At 71.8% G+C, this 23221-nt stretch carries 18 protein-coding genes; 10 read left to right on the forward strand and 8 right to left on the reverse strand.

Annotated elements, in window-relative coordinates:
• Positions 1-894: a carbohydrate ABC transporter permease gene (locus tag AC1DIW_RS08190; protein ID WP_478107285.1), complete on the reverse strand. Its 894-nt coding sequence runs from the start codon at positions 892-894 to the stop codon at positions 1-3.
• Between the two features lie 15 nt (positions 895-909).
• A complete protein-coding gene (locus AC1DIW_RS08195; RefSeq protein WP_478107287.1) occupies positions 910-2259 on the reverse strand; it encodes an ABC transporter substrate-binding protein in 1350 nt (449 codons plus the stop codon).
• Positions 2260-2642: 383 nt separating this feature from the next.
• Between AC1DIW_RS08195 and AC1DIW_RS08200 the strand changes: the two genes are divergently transcribed.
• The 7 genes from AC1DIW_RS08200 (at position 2643) to AC1DIW_RS08230 (ending at position 11333) form a co-directional block, all read left to right on the forward strand.
• Positions 2643-4640 (forward strand): beta-galactosidase, encoded by a 1998-nt coding sequence (locus AC1DIW_RS08200; RefSeq protein ID WP_478107289.1) that lies wholly within the window; start codon positions 2643-2645, stop codon positions 4638-4640.
• Positions 4641-4642: 2 nt separating this feature from the next.
• Positions 4643-5419, forward strand: coding sequence for a DeoR/GlpR family DNA-binding transcription regulator (locus tag AC1DIW_RS08205; protein WP_442277434.1), 777 nt, complete (start codon positions 4643-4645; stop codon positions 5417-5419).
• Positions 5419-6546 (forward strand): galactose-1-phosphate uridylyltransferase, encoded by a 1128-nt coding sequence (galT, locus tag AC1DIW_RS08210; protein WP_478107745.1) that lies wholly within the window; start codon positions 5419-5421, stop codon positions 6544-6546. The genes AC1DIW_RS08205 and galT overlap by 1 nt, the downstream gene beginning before the upstream one ends.
• Positions 6543-7727: a galactokinase gene (galK, locus tag AC1DIW_RS08215; protein ID WP_478107292.1), complete on the forward strand. Its 1185-nt coding sequence runs from the start codon at positions 6543-6545 to the stop codon at positions 7725-7727. The genes galT and galK overlap by 4 nt, the downstream gene beginning before the upstream one ends.
• Positions 7728-7827: 100 nt before the next feature.
• A complete protein-coding gene (locus tag AC1DIW_RS08220) occupies positions 7828-9225 on the forward strand; it encodes an MFS transporter (RefSeq protein ID WP_478107294.1) in 1398 nt (465 codons plus the stop codon).
• A complete protein-coding gene (locus AC1DIW_RS08225; protein WP_478107296.1) occupies positions 9222-10655 on the forward strand; it encodes a pyridoxal phosphate-dependent decarboxylase family protein in 1434 nt (477 codons plus the stop codon). The genes AC1DIW_RS08220 and AC1DIW_RS08225 overlap by 4 nt, the downstream gene beginning before the upstream one ends.
• Before the next feature lie 123 nt (positions 10656-10778).
• Positions 10779-11333: a hypothetical protein gene (locus AC1DIW_RS08230; RefSeq protein WP_478107298.1), complete on the forward strand. Its 555-nt coding sequence runs from the start codon at positions 10779-10781 to the stop codon at positions 11331-11333.
• On the opposite strand, the gene AC1DIW_RS08235 is transcribed toward AC1DIW_RS08230, so the two are convergent.
• From AC1DIW_RS08235 to AC1DIW_RS08245, 3 genes are all read right to left on the reverse strand, one after another.
• A complete protein-coding gene (locus tag AC1DIW_RS08235) occupies positions 11317-11937 on the reverse strand; it encodes a superoxide dismutase (RefSeq protein ID WP_344941307.1) in 621 nt (206 codons plus the stop codon). The genes AC1DIW_RS08230 and AC1DIW_RS08235 overlap by 17 nt on opposite strands.
• Before the next feature lie 153 nt (positions 11938-12090).
• Positions 12091-12567 (reverse strand): heme-degrading domain-containing protein, encoded by a 477-nt coding sequence (locus tag AC1DIW_RS08240; RefSeq protein ID WP_478107300.1) that lies wholly within the window; start codon positions 12565-12567, stop codon positions 12091-12093.
• Between the two features lie 60 nt (positions 12568-12627).
• Positions 12628-16035: a DEAD/DEAH box helicase gene (locus AC1DIW_RS08245; RefSeq protein ID WP_478107302.1), complete on the reverse strand. Its 3408-nt coding sequence runs from the start codon at positions 16033-16035 to the stop codon at positions 12628-12630.
• An 89-nt stretch (positions 16036-16124) separates the two neighbouring features.
• Here AC1DIW_RS08245 and AC1DIW_RS08250 point away from each other — a divergent pair, with 89 nt between their 5' ends.
• Positions 16125-16607 carry an acyl-CoA thioesterase gene (locus AC1DIW_RS08250; RefSeq protein WP_478107304.1) on the forward strand — a complete coding sequence of 161 codons (483 nt, stop codon included), beginning with the start codon at positions 16125-16127 and terminating at the stop codon, positions 16605-16607.
• Positions 16604-17074, forward strand: a complete 471-nt coding sequence (locus AC1DIW_RS08255) for a TY-Chap domain-containing protein (RefSeq protein WP_478107306.1) — start codon at positions 16604-16606, stop codon at positions 17072-17074. The genes AC1DIW_RS08250 and AC1DIW_RS08255 overlap by 4 nt, the downstream gene beginning before the upstream one ends.
• Before the next feature lie 2 nt (positions 17075-17076).
• On the opposite strand, the gene AC1DIW_RS08260 is transcribed toward AC1DIW_RS08255, so the two are convergent.
• Both AC1DIW_RS08260 and AC1DIW_RS08265 read right to left on the reverse strand, forming a co-directional pair.
• A complete protein-coding gene (locus AC1DIW_RS08260) occupies positions 17077-18135 on the reverse strand; it encodes an ANTAR domain-containing protein (RefSeq protein ID WP_478107308.1) in 1059 nt (352 codons plus the stop codon).
• 89 nt (positions 18136-18224) lie between these two features.
• Positions 18225-21680 carry an ATP-binding cassette domain-containing protein gene (locus AC1DIW_RS08265; RefSeq protein ID WP_478107310.1) on the reverse strand — a complete coding sequence of 1152 codons (3456 nt, stop codon included), beginning with the start codon at positions 21678-21680 and terminating at the stop codon, positions 18225-18227.
• A 174-nt stretch (positions 21681-21854) separates the two neighbouring features.
• Between AC1DIW_RS08265 and AC1DIW_RS08270 the strand changes: the two genes are divergently transcribed.
• Positions 21855-22388, forward strand: a complete 534-nt coding sequence (locus AC1DIW_RS08270; RefSeq protein ID WP_478107312.1) for a GNAT family N-acetyltransferase — start codon at positions 21855-21857, stop codon at positions 22386-22388.
• Here AC1DIW_RS08270 and AC1DIW_RS08275 read toward each other — a convergent pair.
• Positions 22385-23221 carry an SDR family NAD(P)-dependent oxidoreductase gene (locus AC1DIW_RS08275; RefSeq protein ID WP_478107314.1) on the reverse strand — a complete coding sequence of 279 codons (837 nt, stop codon included), beginning with the start codon at positions 23219-23221 and terminating at the stop codon, positions 22385-22387. The genes AC1DIW_RS08270 and AC1DIW_RS08275 overlap by 4 nt on opposite strands.

The following is a 23221-nucleotide window of genomic DNA, read 5'->3' on the forward strand; positions in this document are numbered from 1 at the left end:
TCAGTCCTCCTTCATGGCGATGCGCAGGTAGATGACGACGAGCACGCTGGAGATGAGCAGCATGATCGTCGCGAGCGCCGACCCGAACCCGATGCGGCTCGCCTCCCCGACGACGTTCTGGGTGACGAGGGCCCCGATGAGCTCGAGCCCGTTGCGGCCCTTGTTGATCACCCAGACGATGTCGAAGGCCCGCAACGACTCGATGAAGGTGACGACGACGACGATGATGTTGATCGGCCGCATGACCGGGAAGACGACCCGGAAGAACGTCGTCGTCTCGCTGGCGCCGTCGATCTTGGCCGCCTCGCGCAGCGACGGATCGACACCCTTGAGCCCGGCCAGGTAGAGCAGCATGATGTAGCCGGCGTGCCGCCAGCTGGCCGCGACCAGGACGGCCCAGAGGTTCACGTTCGGGTCGCCGTACCAGTCGGTCGTGCCTCCGGTGATCGCGTTGAGCAGGCCTTGGTCACGCGAGTAGATCAGCTGCCAGATGAAGCCGATGAGGGCCAGCGAGAGCACCACCGGCAGGTAGATGCTCGTCTGGTAGAACCGGGTGCCCGCCAACCCACGGTCGACGAGGACCGCGAAGAGCATGCCGAGCGGGGTCGCGATGAGGAACAGCACCGCGAGCCAGATCAGGTTGTGCTGGATCGCCGGCCAGAACGGCGGGTAGATCGTCGTGATGTCCCGGTAGTTCTGCAGCCCCACCGGCTTGATGCCCGAGAGCGGCCCGATCCCGTCCCAGTTGGTGAAGGAGAGCAGGACCGTGCCGATCGCCGGGAGCCAGACGAGCCACACGACGAGGAGTGTCGGCACGATGACCATGAGGCTGACGACGACCTTGTCGCGTGTCGAGAGCTGGTCGATTCCCTTGTACTTTCTCTTGCTCGCCATGTGGCTCGCCTCCCGTCAGGAACCGAAGATGCTCTTCTTCTGGGCCTGGATGCTCGTGAGCAGGCTGTCGATGTCCTTCGGGTTCTTGATGAAGCTCTGGATCGCCGGGATCATCACGGTCGAGGCGAAGTCGGGGCGGGTGTCGCGGTCCATGAACTGGGTGATCGACTTGGCGGACTTGACGAACTCGAGCGACTTCTTCTGCAGGGCGGTGTAGCCGCTCGTGTCGGCCGTGCTGTTCGTCGCGATGACGCTCGGGTCGGCCTTGAGGGCGAGCAGCTGGGCCTCGGGCTGGGAGATGTAGTGGAGCAGCTTCTTGGCGGCAGCCTCGTTCTTCGGCTTGGCGCTCATCATGTAGCCGTCGATCGGGGCCTCGACGACGTCGGTGCCGACCGTGGAGTCGATCTCGGGGAACCCGAAGAAGTCCAGGTCGTCCTGCTCGGCGCCCTTGGCGAACTGCTGCGCGACGAACGAGCCGAGGAGGTACATGCCCGACTTCTTCTGCTGGAGCGACTGCGCCGCCTCCTGCCAGGTGCGACCGAGCGAGTCCGCTTGGTGCAGCGGCAGGATGCCGGCCCAGGTGTCGAAGACCTTCTTGACCTTGGGGTCGGTCCAGTCCTCCTTGCCGGCCATCAGGCTGACGTGGAAGTCGTAGCCGTTGACGCGCAGGTTGATCTGGTCGAAGGTGCCCATGGCGGGCCAGCCGTCCTTGTCGCCGAAGGCGATCGGGGCGAGGCCGTCCTTCTTCATCTGCGCACCGAGCGCGTTGAGCTCGTCGAGGGTCTTGGGGACCTGGTAGCCCTTCTCCTTGAACAGGCTCTTGCGGTAGAAGACCGCCCACGGGTAGTTCGTGATCGGCACGAAGTACTGCTTGCCGTCGGCGCCGGTGGAGGCCTTCTTCAGGGCGTCGCTCATGCCGGTGATGTTCTTCCACACGTCGGAGAGGTCACCGACGAGCCCCTTCTCGGCGAAGAACTGCATGCGGTAGCCGGCGAACCACGTGAAGACGTCGTCGGGCGAGCCCTGCAGGTAGTTGTTGATGTTCTCCTGGAAGGAGTTGTGGTCGACGGTGTTGATCTTGACCGTCGTGCCGGGGTTCGCCTTGGCGAAGGCGTCCATGTAGGACTGGACAGCCGCCTTCGGCACGGCGTCCGACTGGTTGGAGCCGACCGTCACGGTGCCGGTGACGGCGCCGGTCGGGACGCCGGTGCTGGTGGAGCCGGAGCTGCACGCGGCGAGGCCGCCGGCTCCGAGCAGGGCGCCGACGCCGAGGGCGCCGCGCAGCAGGGTCCGGCGGTCGACTCCGCGGACGGACGGGGGAACCATGCGGGCCAGGTACTCGGCCTCGTTCGACGGGCGGGTCATTGCGGTCTCCTTTGACGCTGTGCCGGGTTCGTTGTCAGGCGAAGGGACAGACTCGAACATCCGTCACCAGAAACCTCCAACAACAAACAGAGGATGTCGGCGCCCGCGTGCCCTGTCAAGGGATTCGTCGAGACCCACAGACCTCCGCGACCGAACCGAGACCAAGGCGCGAGGGTTGCTCGCGGATGTACACCGTTGTAAACGGAATTCGTGCACGAAACCGACGGCGTGCGCGGGCTGGCCGGCTGCGTCCCACCGCACCGCCGTCGGCCACGCCGCCCGCCGGGGCCGGGCCTGGGGGCGGCCGACCGGGGCGTGACCAACCAGATGAGTGTGTTTGAAAATGTTGACATGGTGCGGAGCGAGGCGACACCCTGTGTCCCATGCGCTCATGGCCGACGAAGACCCTGGCACTCGGTGGCGACTACAACCCGGAGCAGTGGCCTCGCCCTGTCTGGGACGAGGACATCGAGCTGATGCAGCGCGCCAACATCTCGTTCGTCAGCCTCGGCATCTTCTCGTGGAGCTGGCTCGAGCCGGCCAAGGGTGAGTACGAGTTCGAGTGGCTCGACACGATCCTCGACAAGCTCCACGCCGGTGGCATCGCCGTCGACCTCGCGACCGCGACCGCCACCCCGCCGCCGTGGCTCTCGGCAGCGCACCCGGAGATCCTCCCCGTCGACGTCGACGGCCACACGCTCTGGCCCGGCAGCCGCCAGACCTGGTGCCCCACCTCACCCGTCTTCCGCGAGTACGCCGTGGCCCTGACCCGCCAGCTGGCCACGCGCTACCACGAGCACCCGGCCCTCGCGATGTGGCACGTCTCCAACGAGTACGCGTGCCACAACCTGCCCTGCTACTGCGACGAGTGCGCGCGCCACTTCCGCACCTGGCTGCAGCGCCGCTACGCGGGGCTTGACGTGCTCAACGACGCGTGGGGCACCGCCTTCTGGAGCCAGCGCTACACCGACTGGGAGCAGATCCTGCCCCCGCGGCGGTCGACGACGTTCAACAACCCGACGCACGTGCTCGACTACAAGCGCTTCAGCTCCGACGCGCTGCTCGAGCACATGCGGGCCGAGCGCGCCGTCCTCGACGAGCTCTCCCCCGGCGTGCCGGTGACGACGAACTTCATGACGCTCGACCACTTCCGCCACCTCGACTACTCGCAGTGGACGCCCACCGTCGACGTCGTCAGCACCGACCACTACATCGTCGACGCGCTGGAGCACCCCCGCGCCGAGCTCGCCTACAGCGGCGACCTGACCCGTGGGCTCGCGGGCGGCGCGCCGTGGATGCTCATGGAGCACTCGACGAGCGCCGTCAACTGGCAGCCGACCAACCACGCCAAGGGCTTCGGCCAGACGATCCGCGACGCGCTCGCCCACGTGGCCCGCGGCGCCGACACCATCGGTTGGTTCCAGTGGCGCCAGTCGCGAGCCGGGTCGGAGAAGTTCCACAGCGCCGTCGTGCCGCACGCCGGCGCCGACAGCGCGCGCTTCCGCGAGGTCGAGGAGCTCGGCCGCATCGCCGGCCGGCTGGGCGAGATCGTCGGCAGCCGCGTCGAGTCGCGCGTCGCGATCCTGCATGACTACCAGTCCATCTGGGCAGCCGAGGGCCCGTGCATGCCGAGCTCCGAGCTCGACGCCCTGACGGCTTCGCAGGCGATCCACCGTGCGCTGCACGACCGAGGGGTCACGGCGGACGTCGTGCACCCGTCAGCCGGCCTCACGGCATACGCCCTCGTCGTCGTGCCGCAGCTCTACCTCGTCACCGACGAGCACGCGGCGGCCGTCGCGGCCGCGGCCGAGGCGGGTGCGCAGGTGCTCGTCACGTACTTCTCCGGGATCAGCGACGAGAACGACCACGTCCGGCTCGGTGGCTACCCCGGCGCCTTCCGCGACCTGCTCGGCGTCCGCGTCGAGGAGTTCTTCCCGCTCGGCCCGGACGAGACCGTCGCCCTCGGCGAGGGCACCGGGACGTGGTGGAGCGAGGACGTGACCGCCCTGCCGGGCACCGATGTCCTGACGACGTATGCCGCGGGCCCCCTCACCGGCCGACCCGCGGTCACCCGTCGGGTGGGCACCGGCAGCGCCGGATCTGCCTGGTACCTCAGCACCCTCCCGGACGACGCGACCCTCGGCGCCCTCCTCGACGAGGTGCTCACCGTCGCCGGCGTCGAGCCCGCCGTCGCCGGCCTTCCCCGCGGTGTCGAGACGACCCGCCGCCGCGACGGGTCCGGCTCGTGGCTCTTCCTGCTCAACCACACGGACGCCGCGCACACGATCTCGGCAAGTGGGTACGACCTCGTCGCGGACGCTCCTGTCGACGGCACCGTCCGCCTCGCCCCGGGTGGCGTGGCCGTGCTCAGGGAGGACTGACGATGCTCGCCAGCCAGCGTCGGTCCGTCATCCTCGAGCTCGTCGAGGAGTCGGGCGCCGTCAAGGTGTCCGACCTCGTCGAGCGCCTCGGCGTGTCCGACATGACGATCCGCCGCGACATCGAGCGCCTGTCGACCGACGGTCTGCTCGAGCGCGTGCACGGGGGCGCCCTCGCCCTCGGCGACACCCGCAGCAGCGAGGAGCCCGGCTTCTCGGCGAAGTCGCTGCTCCAGCGGGCCCAGAAGCAGGCCATCGCCAAGACCGCGGCACAGCGGGTCGAGGTCGGCAGCGCCATCGCCATCTCGGCCGGCACGACGACCTACGAGCTGGCCCGTGCCGTCAAGGACATCCCGCAGCTGACCGTGGTGACGAACTCCGTCCCCGTCGCGCAGCTGCTCCACGAGTCGGGCGCACCGGGCCAGACCGTCGTGCTGACCGGTGGGGTGCGCACCCCCTCCGATGCCCTCGTCGGCCCGGTCGCGGTCTCGGCCCTGCGCGCCCTCCACGTCGACCTGCTCTTCCTCGGCGCGCACGGGGTGGACGACCGGACCGGCCTCACGACGCCCAACCTCGTCGAGGCGGAGACCAACCAGGCCCTCATCGCGTCCGCGCGGCACGTGTGCCTGCTCGCCGACTCCTCGAAATGGGGCACCGTCGGGCTCAGCACCTTCGCCGACCTCGCCGACGTCGACCTGTTCGTCACCGACTCCGCCCTCCCGGAGCGCGCCCGCGCGGCCGCGCGCGAGGTCGTCGGCTCCCTCGAGATCGTGGAGGCATGATGTCGACCCCCAGCCGGACCACCATCCGCTTCACGTCGAGGAGCCTCGCGGACGGCCGCGAGATCATCTACGTCGACGAGCCGGGCACGCCCGAGCGCACCGCCGAGGACCCGCGCCCGGCGGAGCCGCGCGTGCAGTCGGGCGAGCTGCGCCACGACGCCCTCGTCGACGACTGGGTGGCCGTCGCCGCGCACCGCCAGCACCGCACCTTCATGCCGCCCAAGGACGAGTGCCCGCTCTGCCCCGCCGGCCACGGGTCCGTGCCGTCGGAGATCCCCGAGCGCGACTACCAGGTGGTCGTCTTCGAGAACCGGTTCCCGTCGTATGCCGTCACCTCGGTCGGGGCGGAAGCCCCCGACCCGAGCGGCATCTTCGGCACGCGCCCAGCCGTGGGCCGGTGCGAGGTCGTGTGCTTCACGAGTGACCACGAGTCCTCGTTCAAGGACCTTCCGGTCGAGCGGGTGCGCACCGTCATCGACACGTGGGCCCAGCGCACCGAGGCCCTGGGGGCCATCCCGGAGGTCGAGCAGGTCTTCGCCTTCGAGAACCGCGGCAAGGAGATCGGGGTGACGCTGCCCCACCCGCACGGCCAGATCTACGCCTACCCCTACCTGCCCGACCGCACCAAGGCCCTGCTCGAGACGGCTCGCCGCCACAACGAGCGCACCGGCCGGCTCCTCGGCGCCGACATCCTCGCCGCCGAGCAGGCCGACGGCTCGCGGGTGGTCGTCTCGGGCACGCACTGGACGGCATACGTCCCCTTTGCGGCGCGCTGGCCGCTCGAGCTCCACCTGGCCCCGCACCGCGACGTGCCCGACCTCGTGGCGCTCGGCGACGAGGAGCGCGACGAGCTGGCCGTCATCTACCGCGACCTGCTCGGCCGTCTCGACCGCTACTACGTCAACGAGGACGGCTCTCCGGTCAAGCTGCCCTACATCGCCGCGTGGCAGCAGGCCCCCGCGAAGACCGGACGGGACGTCTCGCGGCTGCACCTCCAGCTCATGTCGGTGCTGCGCGGGCCAGGACGCCTCAAGTTCCTCGCCGGGTCCGAGTCCGGCGTCGGCGGCTGGGTCAACGACGTCGCCCCGGAGCGGGCCGCGGCTCGACTGCGGGAGGTCGCCCCGTGAGCGAGCGCACTCCCGCCGAGGTCGTCGAGGCGGTGGCAGCGGCCTTCGAACGGACCTTCGGCAGCGCCCCGGCTGGCGTGTGGTCGGCCCCCGGTCGCGTCAACCTCATCGGCGAGCACACCGACTACAACGGCGGGCTGTGCCTGCCGATCGCCCTGCCGCAACGGACGTATGCCGCCGTGTCCCCCCGCGACGACGGTGCCGTCCGGATGGCCTCCGCCCAGCAGGACGGCGTCGTCGAGGTCGCCCTCGACGACATCTCGCCCGAGCGGCCCGGCGACTGGGGCTCCTACGTCGCCGGCGTGCTGTGGGCACTGCGGCGTGACGGCCTGACCGTCGGGGGTCTCGATGTGCTCGTCGACTCCACCGTGCCGTTCGGGGCGGGCCTGTCGAGCTCGGCAGCCCTCGAGTGCGCGGTCGCCGCCGCTGCGAGCGACCTGTTCGACCTCGACCTGCTGGGGTCCGCCGAGGGTCGGGCGCGGCTCGCCGCGCGCTGTGTCGAGGCGGAGAACGTCATCGCCGGCGCTCCCACCGGGGGCATGGACCAGTCGGGGTCGCTGCTCTGCGAGGAGGCGGCCGCGCTCCTGCTCGACTGCCGGTCGGGCGAGACGCGGCACGTGCCCTTCGACCTCGACGCCGCGGGCTACGTGCTGCTCGTGACCGACACCAAGGCCGAGCACGCGCTCGTCGACGGCCAGTACGCCGCACGCCGCGACGCGTGCGAGCAGGCGGCGCGGGACCTCGGGATCGAGACGCTGCGCGAGATCGACCCGTCCGGACTCGATGCGGCTCTGGAGCGGCTCGGGTCCGACGAGGTACGGCGCCGGGTCCGCCACGTCGTGACCGAGATCGAGCGCGTGACGCGCGCCGTCGCGTCCCTCGAGGCCGGCGACCTCGACGAGGTGGGCCGGCTCTTCGACGCCTCGCACGCCTCGCTGCGCGATGACTACGAGGTGTCGTGCGAGGAGCTCGACGTCGCGACGGCGACGGCGCGGTCCCACGGAGCCCTGGGCGCGCGCATGACCGGCGGCGGCTTCGGCGGCTCGTGCATCGCCATCGTCAGGGCGTCCGACGCCGACGCGGTGACCGCCGCCATCGCGACGGCCTTCGAGGACGAGGGCTTCACGGCCCCGGTCTCCTTCACGGTCACCGCCTCGGGCCCGGCCCAGCGCGACTTCTGACCCCACCACCCCCCCCCCGGGTCGATGTATTTCCGCGTCCCAGATGACGCCGAGATACATCGACCCGGCCCTTCCGGTCGCCGCTGGCTAGGGTGCGTGCATGACCTCGGCGACGCCGCCCGTCCCCAGCCCGCCCCTGCCTGCTTCGGTGCGCCGCGGCTACGGTCTCGGGTCGGTGGCGACGGGGTCGTTCGGCACCGTGCCGGGCCTGCTCCTGCTGCCCTACCTCACCGATCGGATCGGGGTCCCGGCCGCAGCGGCGGGGGTCATCGTCTTCGCGCCCAAGGCGTGGGACGTCGTGCTCAACCCGGTCGCCGGACGCGTCAGCGACCGGTCGACGCACCCCGACGGGCGGCGCCGCCCGTTCCTCATCCGTGCCGGACTGCTGCTCGCCGCCGCCTTCGCGCTGCTCTTCCTCGGCCCGACGGCACCGCAGTGGCTGGCGGCCGGATGGGTGGCCGTGGCCTACCTCGCCTGTGCGACGGCCTACAGCTTCTTCCAGGTGCCCTACGTCGCGATGCCGGCCGAGATCACCGACGACTACGACGAACGCACGCGGCTCATGACGTGGCGGGTCGCGATCCTCGCGCTCGCGATCCTCGTCAGCGGTGGCGCCTCGCCGGCCATCCGGGACGCGTTCGGTCCCGACTGGGGCTACCGCGCGGTCGGCTTCTTCGTCGCGGCCCTCATCGCACTCGGCGCCTGGGGCGCGTGGCGCAGCACCCGGTCAGCCCCGGTCCGGAGCGCTGTGGCGACGAGCGCCACCTTCAGCGACCAGCTGCGGATCATCCGGTCCGACCGGCCTTTTCGCCTGCTGCTGACGACCTTCGTGCTCCAGGCCCTGGCGACCGGCGCGATGCTCGCGGGCGTCGACTACGTCGCACGGTGGGTCATCGGCACCCCACTGTCGGCGACCCTGCTCTTCGTCTGCTTCGTCGCACCTGCGTTGGTCGTGACTCCGCTGTGGCAGCGCGTCGGCACCGCGCGGGGCAAGAAGCCCGGCTACATCGTCGCGTCGTTCCTGCTCGGTGGGGGCGCCCTGGCGCTCGTGCTGCTGCGCTCCCTGCCGGACGGCGTCGTCTACGCCTGCGTGGCCGTCGTGGGCATCGGCTACGCGGGAGCGCAGATGTTCCCGCTCGCGATGCTCGCCGACGTCGCGAGTCGGACGAGCGAGGCACGCACGCGGGTCGGTCTCTACACGGGCGTCTGGACCGCCGGGGAGACCCTCGGCCTGGCGCTCGGTCCGGCCGCGTACGCCGCCGTGCTGGCTCTCGGAGGCTACGTGTCGTCACCGGGATCGACTGTGCCACAGTCAGACTCAGCTCTCACTGCGATCGCGCTCGGGTTCTCCCTCGTCCCCGCCACCCTCGTCACCGTCTCCCTGCTCGCCCTCCGCGCGTTCCCCTCCCCCACCCCCTCCTCCCCCCATTCGATGTATCCGCGCGTCACAGACGGCGCGCAGATACATCGAACCGATGACAGAGAGGGACCGCGATGACGATGGACCACGACGAGATCCGGGCGGCCTTGACGGCCCTGCGTGCCCGCGACCTGCCGACGCACGGTGGCCGCACCCTCGCCTACGTGTACGACTCGGGCCTGGCCTCTGCCGACGCCATCGGCCGGGAGGCCCTCGCGGCGTTCGCCTCGACGAACGGCCTCGACCCGACGGCCTTCCCGTCACTGCTCCGGATGGAGAACGACCTCGTCGGCATCGCGGGACGGCTCGTCGATGCCCCGGACGGATTCGCCGGCGTGGTGACGTCCGGCGGCACCGAGTCGATCCTGCTCGCCGTCCTGGCAGCCCGCAACGCCCGACCCGACATCACGGCCCCGCGGATGGTCCTTCCGACGACAGCGCACGCCGCCTTCCACAAGGCCGCGCACTGGCTCGGGGTCGACCCGGTGCTCGTCGACGTCGACCCCGTGACGAAGCGCGCCGAGCCCGTCGCCATGGCCGGGGCCATCGACGACCGCACGGTCCTCGTCGTCGCCTCCGCGCCGTCCTACGCGCACGGCGTCATCGACCCCGTACAGCCGATCGCCGCAGCTGCTGCCGCGGCCGGGGTGCGCTGCCACGTCGATGCCTGCATCGGCGGTTGGGTGCTCCCGCACCTGCGCGCGGCCGATCCCGGGCAGCTGCCGTGGACGTTCGCCGTCGACGGGGTGACGAGCGTGTCCCTCGACCTGCACAAGTACGCCTACACCCCCAAGGGCGTGTCGGTGCTGCTCCACGCCTCGGCCGAGCTGCGACGCACGCACCTCTTCGCCTCCGCCCGGTGGCCGGGCTACACGATGCTCAACACGACCGCGCAGTCGACGAAGTCGGGAGGTCCGGTCGCCGCGGCGTGGGCGGTCGTGCACCACATCGGCGCCGACCGCTATGCGTCGCTCGCCGGGGACGCGCGCACGGCGACGCTCGACCTCGCGAGCGCAGTGGACGGCATACCCGGGCTGACGGTCGCAGCTCCGCCCGACTCGACCCTGCTCGCGCTCGTCGCCGACGACTCGTGCGACGTCTTTACGATCAGCGACGAGATGCTCGACCGGGGATGGTTCGTCCAGCCGCAGATGCGCTTCCGCGACCTGCCGGCCACGCTGCACCTGACCTTCAGCGCGGCGACGGCCGCATCGTCGGACCTCATCGCCGCTGACCTCGCCGACGCGACCGCTGCGGCCCGGACGACCGGGCCCGCCAGACCCCCGGTCGAGCTCGTCGCGATGGCCTCGGCGATCGACCCGGCCACCCTCGACGAGGCGACCTTCACCGGCCTGCTCGCCGCGGCAGGCCTCGCCGGCGGCGGCGGCACGCTCGTGCTGCCCGAGCGGATGGCGGCGGTCAACGCTCTGCTCGACGCGCTGCCACCCGAGCTGCGCGAGGCACTGCTCCTCGGCGTCATCGACCGGCTCGCTCGGCCCACCCCGTGAGCGCCGTCGCCTAGCATCCACCGCGTGACGCACACATAGGGGAACAGTGGGCGCGCGGTCGGACTCCTTCTGACCGTCGGCGTGTTGGCGGGTTGCACCGCGTGGGCGAGCATCGACCAGCCGGTGCCGACGACGCCCGTCACGACGACGGCCACGACGACCACGACGACCGCGAACGCCACCGGCAGCACCACGACCACACCGGCCCCACCAGCGACCCCGCTCGCCTGCGGCACCGCGCCGAAGCCTCTCGTCGACCGGGCCGGCATGTCGATCGCCGCCCATCCGGGAGCGATCACCGCGACGACCTACGTCTTCGCTGCGACGACCGCCACGGGCGACTGGTACGTCCTCGGCCCGGACCGCGCCTACGTGCACGACGACGGGACCCTGGCGCTGGGGCCGAACGGGGACCACTCGCGCTCGTTGGCCTTGACCAACCCGGCCGGGGCGGCGGACGGGACCGTGGCGATGATCCCGCTGAGCGTCGACGTCTCGACCCGGACCCCGATCTCGTGGGAGCGGGTCTCGTGGACCGGTGACACCCTCGCGGCCGGGCAGCGGGCCGCGGCAACGGGCCATCGCCTGCCTCGACGCGCAGCGCCGAGCATGACGAAGGGCGGGCACCGCGAGGCGCCCGCCCTTGTCGTGTCCGAGACGGTCAGGCCGGGAGGATGAGTCCCTTGGTGGCCTTGGCACGCTCGAGGCGAGCGGCGACGTCCTGCCAGTTGACGACGTTCCACCAGGCCTTGACGTAGTCGGCCTTGACGTTCTCGTACTGCAGGTAGAAGGCGTGCTCCCACATGTCGAGCTGGAGCAGCGGGATCTGGCCCACGGGGATGTTGCCCTGCTGGTCGAACAGCTGCATGATGTGCGGTCGCTCGGCGATGGTGTCCCACGCGAGGATCGACCAGCCGGAGCCCTGGATCGCGTTGGCGTTGGCGTTGAAGTGCGCCTGGAACTTCTCGAAGCCGCCGAAGTACTCGGTGATCGCCGCGGCAACCTCACCCTCGGGCTGGCCGCCGCCGTCGGGGCTCATGTTCTTCCAGAAGACGGAGTGGTTCGTGTGTCCACCGAGGTGGAAGGCGAGGTTCTTCTCCACACCGTTGAGGGCGGCGTAGTCGCCCGACTCGCGCAGCTCCTCCAGCTTGGTGACGGCGGCGTTGGCGCCGTCGACGTAGGCCTTGTGGTGCTTGCTGTGGTGCAGCTCCATGATGCGAGCACTGATGTGGGGCTCGAGGGCGGCGTAGTCGTAGTCGAGCTCGGGAAGCGTGTAAGCCACTTGTCGTTCCTTTCTGGAGACCATCCGGCTCCGACCACTCTATGCCGCACCGGAGCGGCGCAGACAAGGTGTCCGGAAGCAGGGCTGTGGGTCACGTACCCACTTCGCCCACCCTCCGACGTCAAGCCGGGTTGAGGTCAAATCGGCGGCGGCTCAGGCGTTGTCGCGCCGGAGGAACGCCTCGAGGGTCTCGACGACCAGCCGGTGGTCCTCGCGCTGCGGCAGTCCCGAGACGGCGATCGTGCCGACGCAGCCGACCCCGCGGACGATGACCGGGAAGGCGCCGCCGTGCGCGGCGTATCGGCTCGGGTCGAGGCGCGAGCTGTCCTCGAACGTCTTCCCCGCGGCACGGAACTCCTCGCCGACGTAGAGGGACGAGTGGCCGTAACGGTCGACGACGGCGCTCTTGCGCTCGAGCCAGCCGTCGTTGTCGGCCGTCGCTCCGGGAAGCGCCGCGTGGAAGAGCCGCTGGCCGTTGCGTCGGATCGAGATCGCCACGGGCAGGCTTGCGGCGCGGGCGGCGGCGCGCAGGGCGACGCCGACGGCCCATGCGGTGTCATCGTCGAACCGGTCGAAGACGAGGGCGGACTCCTGGGCGGCGAGATCGTCGAGCGTGGGGTTCTGGGTCACCGCCCGATTGTCCACCTCACCACCTCGTGCGCGCGAGGCGCGCCATGCGCGCCATGCGCCTCACGCGAGGCCGAGCAGGTCGCGCACGTCGTCGGCGGTGATCGCGCCCGACAGCGAGCCGCCCTCGTCGACGACGCGCTGGAAGAGGTCCCGCTTGCGCTCCTGCAGCGCGACGACCTTCTCCTCGATGGTGCCGCCAGAGACGAGGCGGTAGACGGTGACCGGGCGGTTCTGCCCGATGCGGTGGGCCCGGTCGATGGCCTGCGCCTCGGCGGCTGGGTTCCACCACGGGTCGAGGACGTAGACGTAGTCGGCCTCCGTGAGCGTCAGCCCGAACCCGCCCGCCTTGAGGCTGATGAGGAAGGCGACAGCGTCGCCCTCGCGGAAGCCGCGCACCACGGCCTGGCGGTCGGTCGTCGACCCGTCGAGGTATGCCGTCGTCACCCCCGCCCGCGTCAGCGCGGCCTCGACGATGCGCAGGAAGCCCGTGAACTGGCTGAACACGAGCGCCCGGTGGCCCTCGGCCGCCAGCTCGCGCAGCTGGTCGACGAGGAACTCGATCTTGGCGGCGGTCGCCTTGCCGGCGTGGACCTCGTCGACGAGGACGGGGTCGAGGGCGAGCTGACGCAGCCGGGTCAGGGCGGCGAGGATCGCGACACGGTTGGACTCGGGGTCGTCGAGCAGGCCGAGGACGCGCTGGCGCTCGCGCTGCAGGTGCTGGTCGTAGATGTGGCGGTGGACCGGGTGCGGGTCGAGGGCCATGACCTGGATCTGCTTGGGGGGCAGGTCGATCGCCACCTGCTCCTTGGTGCGGCGCAGCATGAGGGGCCGGATGCGCCGGCGCAGCAAGTCGAGCAGCTCGGGCCTCTCCCCCGACTCGATGGGCTTGCGGTAGTTCTTCGTGAAGACGTCGGGCCGCGGGTAGAGACCAGGCGCGGTGAGCGAGAGCAGCGACCACAGGTCCATGAGGGAGTTCTCGAGCGGCGTGCCGGTGACGGCGACGGTGAAGGGCGCCCCGAGTCGGCGCACCGCGACGTGGGTCTTGGCCTGCCGGTTCTTGACGAACTGGGCCTCGTCGAGCACGACCCCACCCCACCGCACGGAGTGGAAGGCGGCGTCGTCGAGGCGCAGGACGGCATACGAGGTGATGACGACCTCGGCTCCGGCGACGGTGTCGGCGAGCGACACCCCACGCTTGCGCTCTGTGGCGGTGACCGCGACGGCGCGCAGGTGCGGCGCGAAGGTCTCGAGCTCGCCCATCCACGTGCCGACGACGCTCGTCGGCGCCACGACGAGCACCGGGCCGCGGGCCTCGGGCCCGCCGTCGCCGAGCTCGCCCCGGTCGTGCGCGCGGACGAGGGTGGCGATGACCTGGAGCGTCTTGCCCAGACCCATGTCGTCGGCGAGGATGCCCCCGATGCGGGCATCCCAGAGGCGCGCGAGCCACCGGTAGCCGTCGAGCTGGTAGGGCCGCAGCGTGGCCCGGAGGTCGGGCGGGACCTCGGCGAGCGGCCCGGACTCGAGCGAGCCGAGCGCCTCGACGTTGGCGGCCCACCGCGCGCTCTGCTCGTCGACGACGCCGAGGGCGACGAGCTCGTCCCAGAGGTCGGCGTGGTGGGCGCTGAGGCGGAGGCCACCGGTCTCGGGGTCGGCGATGTCGCGGGCCTCCGCGATGAGGTCGCGCAGCCGGTGCAGCTCGGGCCGGTCGAGCCGGAAGAACGCTCCGGACTCGAGCAGCATGATGTCGTCGCCCCGGGCGAGCGCGCCGAAGAGCGGCTCGAAGGGCACCTCCTCGCCGTCGACCTCGACGGAGACCCGCAGGTCGAACCAGTCGCCGGGATCGGCCTGCTCGCGCCGCTCGCCGGTGCCGAGGCGGACGACCGGGGCGGACGTGACCTCCTCGTAGGCCGGGACGTCGCCGTCGACCTCGACCGTGACGTGCTCGTCGGCCTCGAGCAGGCCCAGCGTGTCGGCGATGAACCGGGCGGCGGGAAGACCGGTGAGCACGACGCGGGGCACGAGGTAGGCGTGGCCGCCGAGGTCGGACCGCAGCGCGCCGGGCACCGAGCGCAGCGACGTCGCCGCCTGTACCGCGGCGGACTCGGCGTCGCGGTCGCGGCCGCCGACGGTGCCGAAGCGTGCGGTCGTGAACGGACGGGGGACGCCGTCATAGGCGTGGCCGAGGTCGAGGCGCAGCTCTCCGGGGACGTCGCTGACGACCCGGACGTGGACCGTGACGACCTCCGGCCGGACGTCCTCGGCCGGCTCGGGCGCCGGCAGCGGCACCTCGGACCGGACGCGGAGCCGTTGCCGCAGGCCGGGCACGACGGACCGGAGGAAGCGGCCGCGCTCGTCGGCGGGGACCCGCAGCCCGGCGAGCGCGGACGCGAGCCCATCGGGACCTAGGTCGAGCTCCTGCTCGAGGGGCACGAACGTCAGCGACCCGTCGTCGCCCTCGATCGCCACGGCGTGCACGGGGTCGCCGAGGTAGAGCTGCTCACCGCTGGCGTCCGGGGGCAGGCCGTCGATCTCGACGTCGAGGTCGAGGTCGCCGCTGCCGTCGGCGGCCCGCTTGACGAGGAGCACGAGCGAGGCCGCGTCGTCGACGACGTGGACGGGCCCGGTGATGCCCTCACCGGGCATCACCTCGATGCCGGCGGCCCGGGCTTCGCGCAGCAGGGGCCAGACGTCAGGGCTCGCGTCGAGCGACAGCGGCGGCGTCGCGGAGAAGTACGTCGTGCCGCCCGAGCCGTGCCGGGCGACGTCGTGGAGGCGCCCCATGATCCGCTCGTGCTCGGGCAGGAACCGGATGCCCGGGCGCCACTGGGGCAGGGCGTCGTGCCACGAGAGGGTGCGGTGCCACGTGCCGGCACGGGTCCACCGGGTCGGCCGCAGGCCGTAGCTGAGCTCGGGCACGCCGCGGCGGCCGCGGTGGTCGCGGTAGACGGTGTCGACGAACAGCCCGGCCGGCATGAGGTCGCCGCGTGGCTCAGGGCGCGCGGCGACGGGCTCCGGCGCCACCTCCCGAGGCCGGACGTGTCCCAGGACGTCGGACCAGTGCGGTGGCACGACCAACGGGGCTGACTCGAGGGCAGGCGTCTCGACGTCCTGGCCACCGCCGGCCGCGGGCTCGACGACCCGGCCCTGGGCGACGTCCCGCGCGGTCAGCATGAGAGCCACGACGTGCTTGCAGTCGGCGGCGACCGGGCAGCTGCACCGGCCGCTCCACAGGTGCGAGCGCCCCTTCGGGTGGGGACGCGCCTCGATGATCGTCTGGTAGGTCTCGCTGCGGCTGCCCTCGATCGTGCCGAGCAGCATCATCCCGTCGGGGCGGGTGGCGAGCGAGCGCACCCGGCGCTCGACGGCATACGCCTGCCCGCGGTCGAAGGTGCGCGAGCCCACCTGCTGGGCGATGTCGGGGTCGGTGACGTCAGCCACCCACGTCGCCCGACCCACGCTCCATGCCACCCGAGAACTCTACGTTCGCCTGCCGACAGCGTCGGGGTTCGTCCACAGCGTCCCCCGACACGGCATACGCCGTCGGGCAGGATGGGCGCATGCCGAGCACGCCTGATCCTCGTGAGCTGACGCTCGCCGACTTCCCGGTCCACCGCACGGTCACGACCCGGTGGTCCGACAACGACATGTACGGGCACCTCAACAACGCCGTCTACTACGAGCTGTTCGACTCGGCGATCAACGGGTGGCAGGCCGAGCACGTGACCATCGACCCGATGACCGACGCGACGCAGGGCGTCGTCGCGGAGTCGTCGTGCGCCTTCTACGCCGAGGTCGCCTTCCCGGCGCCCCTCGTGGTCGGGATCCGGGTGGCGCGGCTCGGCACGAGCAGCGTCACCTACCAGCTCGGTCTCTTCCTCGACCCGGATCGCGGGGCCGCGCCCGACCCCGCGATCAAGGCCCTCGGGCACTGGGTGCACGTCGAGATCGACGCCGCGACGCGCCGGCCGACGCCGATTCCGGACCACCTGCGCGCTCTCATGGAGACGGCGGTGGTGGAGGTCCCGGAGGCCTCGGCATGACCGACGGGCCGCTGGACGAGACGTGGGAGGCGTGGACCGCGCGCATCGCGGCCGATCTCGCGGCTCTCGAGGAGGACGACTGGCTGACCTTCACCGTCCACGTGCCGTCGCACGCATCGAGCGCGTATGCCGCCACGCGGGCTCCGCGCGGATGGCGCCGGTCGGGCGCCCGGTCGACCGGGCGGACTCATGTGCCCGACGTCTTCGTGCAGGTGCGCCGGCTGGCGGGCGTGCTGGCGCTCGAGTGCATCGGCGACACGGAGTTCGAGGGCGTGACCGACCTGAGCCGCGACGAGCAGGCTGCTCTGGCGGCGCTCGGCTGGGAGCGCCAGGGACGGCAACCGGAGTTCAGCCGCACGTTCACCGACGGAGCGGCCGCGGCGAGACTGGTGCACACGAGCCTCACCGAGGTCCTGGGGGCGTCGACACCCGCCGACGTCGACCTCCGCCGCGCCCCCCGACCGTGAGTTCAGGAGTGTCTGCGGGCTTTGAGGTCGCCGGTCTCGGCCAACTCGATGGCCACGGTGTGGAGCTTCTCCTCCAGCGCACTCGAGGCGAGACGCAAGACGTTGAAGGCGGCCTCCGGGGTGAGCTTGAGCCGTTCCATGAGGATCCCCTTGGCCTGCCCGATGACATCTCGGGTCAACAGTGCCTTGGACAGGTTGTCCGCCACGTCCTGCAGGGCGTCGCGTTCGCGGACCGCTCCAGCCGCCAACGAGGCGTGTGCGGCCAGGATGAGTCCGATCTGCTGCGCCTCGTCGCTGAACGCATCGGGCTTGAGACCATACGTGTTCAGCGAGCCTTCAGGGCCGACGCTGGCAGGGCCCACGCCGGCCAGGCGGTAGGAGGCGATGGACCGGGCGCCGAGTTCGACCGGACGGGACGCGAGCGTGGGCCAGCGGTTGTCGGGGAACGACTTGGCATAGACGACTGCGGCGTCGACGGCGTCGAGGCACGGGCCTTCTCGAGCCTCGTACTGGGCCTCGTCGACAGCTGACGCCGCCACGTCCGTGGTCGAGGCCGTGCGATACACCCCGTGCTCCCTGAGGGTGACGCTTGCCATCTCACATTGTGCGACGGTGCTCACCGCAGCCTCCGCGATGCGCTGGAGGACAGCGTCGTAGGAGTCCGCAGCGAACAGGTTCTCCGCGATGGCGGCGAACGCCAAGGCCAGGTGCGTGCTCGGCGCGGCCTCCACCCGTCGCCGGGTCGCCTCCTCGCGAGCCCTGGTGGCGTCGACGCGGTCGGCCGCTGACTGCTCACGCTGCTGTCGCGCCTGGTCCCGAGCAACCAGCGAGTCGGCATGCTGCGCGGCTCCCTTGCCGCCGCGGGGTACGCCGAGCTGCGCTTCCCGGGCTCCCAGCTCTCGTTCCCGTCCGGCCAGGGTGTGTTCTCGCGCGTCGGCCAGCATGTCTCGCAGGTCGGCAACCCGGTCCCGCTCGTCGGCCAGCGCATCACGACGGTCACCGACGAAATCGCGTTTCTCAGCGGCCCACTGGCGCTCGTCATCGGATGACTGCGCAGCCATCAGATCGCTCCTCCTCAACCCCCGAGCCAGGACGGATCCATGCTCCAGCCTAGGCCGTGGAAGGGGTGGGCGCCCACCTCCCGGGCTCGTCACCCGGCGAGGTGGGCCCACCTCTGGGACAGCTCGCGCCACGGTGCGGTCTCGACGACCCGGCCCCGCTCGAGGATGACGACGCGGTCGGCCTGCGCCAGCGCGGCCGCCTTGCTCGTCGCGCCGATGACGGTCGCCCCACCCGACCGCAGTGCCGCCCAGAGCTCGATCTCGGTCGCGGCATCGAGCGCCGAGGACACGTCGTCGGCCAGCAGCAGGTCGGCCTCGCAGGCCAGAGCTCGGGCGAGGGCCAGGCGCTGGACCTGTCCGCCGGACAGCCGGACCCCGCGGTGGCCGACGAGCGCTTCGGGACCGCCGGCCTCGGCGACGTCCCGCTCCATGCGAGCCGTCACTAGGGCTGGCTCGACCCGCCGGTCGGCGTGGTCGAGGGCGATGTTGCCGGTGAAGGTCCCGGACAACACTCGCGGCACCTGGGCGATGTGGGAGACCCGGCCAGGACGCAGCTCGACCTCCGGCTCGGCCAGGACCCGTCCGTTCCAGAGCACCTCCCCGGTGTGGGAGGTCAGCCCGGCCAGCGACGAGAGCAGACTGGACTTGCCGGAGCCGACCTGGCCCAGCAGGAGCACCAGCTCGCCTGCCCGGACGGTGAGGTCGACGTCCTGCACGCCGATGGTGCCGTCGTCGTGGACCGCGGACAGGCCTCGCAGGCTGAGGCTTCGCAGGGGCTCACGCAGCCCTGGCTGCGGTTCGTCTGCGGTGCCGTGCACGAGGTCCATGCCCGGCGGCAGGTCCATCAGGTCGCCACCACCGGCGAGCTCGCTCGTGGCATTCATCCAGGCGCGCACGCCGGGCGCCTCGGTCACGACCGAGCCGGCGACCCGGCCGAACCAGTCGAAGCCACTGACGGCATTGGCGACGAGCAGGGTGATGGCGAGGGGCCACGTGCCATGGAGGAAGCCCGCCCAGGCGGCGACGACACCGCACTGGACCATGACCACCGGCACGCCGTCGAGCAGGGCCTGGACCCGGTGCTCACGAACCGCCGCATCGACGCGGCCTCCGTCGACCTGACGCAGGTGCTCGTGCACCTGCGGGGTGGCCGCTGCCAGCTTGACCGTGCGGATCGACTCGAGTGCCGAGACCAACGACCGCCCGAAGTCGGCCCGTGCCGTCGAGGCTGCGGCTGCTGAACGCCCCGCCACCGGCCGGCCGAGGGTCGACGCCAACGCCGAGGTGACCATCACCACGAGGAGCACCGCGCCCGCCAGCCACGTCCCGGCGATCAGTGCCGTCACCGAGGCGACGACGAGGCCGTTGGTGAAGTCGACCCACCGGTCGGTGTAGCGGGCCAGGCGGTCGGCATCCATGGTGCGAGCCAGCACCTCGCCGGGCGGGGTGCGCACGAGTCGGCGCTGCGCGGTCTGGCCGGCGAGCACCGCCGCGCGCACCCTGAGCCGCACCTCGACCCACCAGTGCGGATAGGACCGGAACGCCTGCGACAGCAGGAGCGGGCCGATGACGAGCGAGGCCACCAGGGCCGCGGTCAGCCAGCCCGGGTTCTGCCCGGCCTGCAGGTCAGTGACCACGAGGCCCCAGATCCAGCCGGTGAGGGCGCCAAAGGCGCCGGTCAGCGAGGCGACGAGGAAGAGGGAGGCCCCGACCAGGCCCCACTGGGGCTGGATGCGGACGGTGTGGAGGACCTGCCGAGCGAGGCCCGGGCTCGGCGCCAGGGTGGGCGGCGGCGGCGGGGTGGTGCTGCGACGCACCGAGCCGATGGCGGCGTCGTCGTGGTGGTGCTCCTCCACGGCGACCTCGTGAGCGGCAGCCTCGAGCAGCCGGCGAAACGGCCCGTCCGCCACCGCCAGCCGACCGCGTGGACCCTGCTGGACGACGCGACCCGACTCGAGGACGGCCACCTGCTCGGCCCGTTCGGTCGTCGACAGGCGATGTGCGACGAGGATGCCCGTGCGCCCCGAGATGAGCCGGTCCGCAGCCCGGACCACCCGAGCCTCGGTGACCGGGTCCATGCGGGCCGTGGCCTCGTCGAGCACCACGACTCGCACGTCGCGCACGAGCAGCCGGGCGAACGCCACGAGCTGCTCCTCGCCCGCCGAGAGCGTCGTGCCGCCCGGGCCGAGCATCGTGTCCAGACCGTCTGGCAGCCCGGCCACCCACTCGGTGAGACCGAGCTCGGCGACTGCGGCCTCCACCCGGGCTCGGGGCACGTCACCGAAGAGCGTCATGTTCTCGGCGAGGGTGCCGGCGATCACCTCGGTGCGCTGGGTGACCACCCCGACCGCGGCCCGCAGCTGCTGCAGGTCGAGGTCGCGCACGTCGGTGCCTCCCAACAACACCGTGCCGGGGCCCGGCTCGACGGCCCGGGACAGCAGCGAGGCGAGCGTGGACTTGCCGGACCCGGTGCGGCCGACGAGTGCGCAGGTGTGTCCCGCCGGGACGACGAGGTTGACGTCGCGGAGGGCGAAGGTGCCGGTGCCGTAGCCGAACTCGAGGTTGCGGAACTCCACGTCGAGTGGCCCGTCGGGCAGTGGCAGACCGCCTATCGGCTCCGCCGGGGCGCCCAGCATGGCGCGTAGCCGCAGGACGGCGCCGAAGCCCTCCTGCAGGTCGGGCAGGTGGCGCGCCAGCATGTCCACGCCGCCGACGAACATCGTCGTGACGAGGAAGAGGGTGACGAGCCGGGCGGTGGACATGTCGTCGGCGAGCACGAGAGCGGTGCCGACGACGGCCACGGCTGCCAGGGCGCCGTGCAGCAGGCCGCCGCTGCGGCGCGTGATCTTTGCTTCGACCCGGAGGACCCGGTCGAGTGCCGCATGGACCCGGGCGGCCATCCGGGCGTTGCGGCGCAGCACGTGCGCCTGTCCCAGCGCGGTGCGCAGGTCGTCGCGGGCGGCGACCCCCTCCTCGGTGGATGCCGCATGGTCGGTCCACGCCGCTTCCTCGATGACCTTGCGCTCGGCGACCTGTGGCAGCAGCCGGCGCACGACCCAGTACGTCGCGAAACCCGTCAGCGGGAAGAGGACGGCGGCAGGCCACCAGGCGAGCGTCGCGACCACCCAGAGCGGCCCCGAGGCGAGCAGGGTGCGCACGGCCTGCCACACGCCCCAGCGCATCAGCTGCCCGACCTCCCAGGTGTCGTCGTCGATGCGGTCGAGCACCTCGCCGACGGCCTGCTCGGACAGCTCGGAGAGTGGCTGGGCCATCGCGGCGTCGAGCAGGTCCGCGCGCAGCGTGCCCTCGGCGCGGTCGCACACCGTCGCCCAGATGGTCTTGGCGACCGTGTCGATGACGGCACCGCCGACGACGCACACGGCCAGCAGCACGACCAGGGTCGAGGTCGCGTGCTCGGCGAGCCGGCCGGCGACCATCGACCCGAGCGACGCCGCGACGGCGCCGAAGAGCGACATCGTGAAGCACACGACCGTGAGCGGGCGACGGACCCGACGCCAGTCGACGGGGACCCGGCCCTGCGGCACACCCCCAGCCCGAGGAGACCCCTCCGGCGTCGTTCCCCTTGCGTCGTCGTACCCCACCCTGGTCACCGTCACAATCCCTGAACGCTACAGATGACCACGGACAGCGCGCCTCCCGTTTTCGGCCGCAAGCGTCCCCGACCGGACGGGGGACGCAGCCGCTAGGGTCCAGTCGGTATGGAGCTGCCCTGGCCGCTGACCGACGGGCGCATCACCGTGCGCCCGGCCGCCCCCGCCGACGCGCCTGCCTTCTTGGGCTACAAGCGCCGGCCCGAGTGCCAGGCCTACGTCAGCCGCACCGTCAACACCATCGAGCAGGCCCGCACTCTCATCTCCGACCGCACCGCCGAGCCGGACTCACTGCTGTGCGCGGTGCTCCTCGACGACCGGGTGGTCGGGGACATCGGTGGCCGCCGCTACTGGCCCGAGTCGCTGGGACCGAAGCCGAGCGACTGGGACTTCTACCTCGGCTACACCGTCGACCCGGACTCGTGGAACCGGGGAGTCGCGTCCGCCGCCGTCTCCCTGCTGGTGCCGGCACTCCACGGGGCCGGCGTGCGCAGGATCGTCGCCAAGACCTTCGCGGACAACGTCGCGTCGGTCCGGGTGCTGGCGCGGAACGGGTTCCGGCTCGAAGCCACCGAGCGCGCCGCCGTCCTGGGCCGGGACGGCCGTTGGCTCGACGACTGCACCCTGGCCCACCTCCCCTAACGGCCGGCGGCGACTCGCTTGGCAGCCCCCTTCATGACGGCGGTGTAGGCCGGTCGCGCGAAACGCTTGGCGCGCCAAGCGATCTGGCCGTCGCGGTCAGTGAGGATGACGTCGCGTCGGGCGTCGATGCCGCGCACGACGATGGCGGCGACCTGCTCGGCCGAACGCTTCGAGCCGCTCACCATCTTCTTGCCGGCGGCCTCCATCTCGGTGTCGGCGCCCTGGAACGACGCCCCGAGGTTGGTCCGGAAGAACGACGGACAGACGACCGACACGTCGATGCCGTGCGGTGCCAGCTCGTGCGAGAGCGTCTCGCTCAGGGCGACGACGCCCGCCTTGACGGTGTTGTAGGCGGCCATGCCGGGCGCGTGCACGAGCCCGGCGAGCGAGGCGGTGTTGACGACGTGGCCGCGGCGCTGCTCCTTGAACAGCGGCGTGAACGTGCGGCAGCCGCGGACGACGCCGAGCAGGTTGATGTCGACGATCCATCGCCACTCGTCCATCGTCGCGACGTCGATGCGTCCGCCTGCGGCGACGCCGGCGTTGTTGACGAGCAGGTCGAGGCCGCCCCACGTCTCGCGCACATGGTTCAGCGCCGCGTCCCATGCGTCGTCGCTGCGCACGTCGAGCGGGAGGTATGCCGCCCCCTCGGGCAGCGCGTCGGGCCGGTCGGTCTGCAGGTCGGTCGCGAGCACGTGGTCACCGCGTGCGACCAGGGCGCGCACCAGGGCGAGACCCAGACCGGAGGCACCGCCGGTGACGAGGACGCGGCGAGGGGCCGTGGGGGCAGCGGAGCGGGTGGACCTGCGGGCACGGAGCGGGCGGGACGGCAT

This window comes from Terrabacter sp. 01T434, from assembly GCF_056398545.1.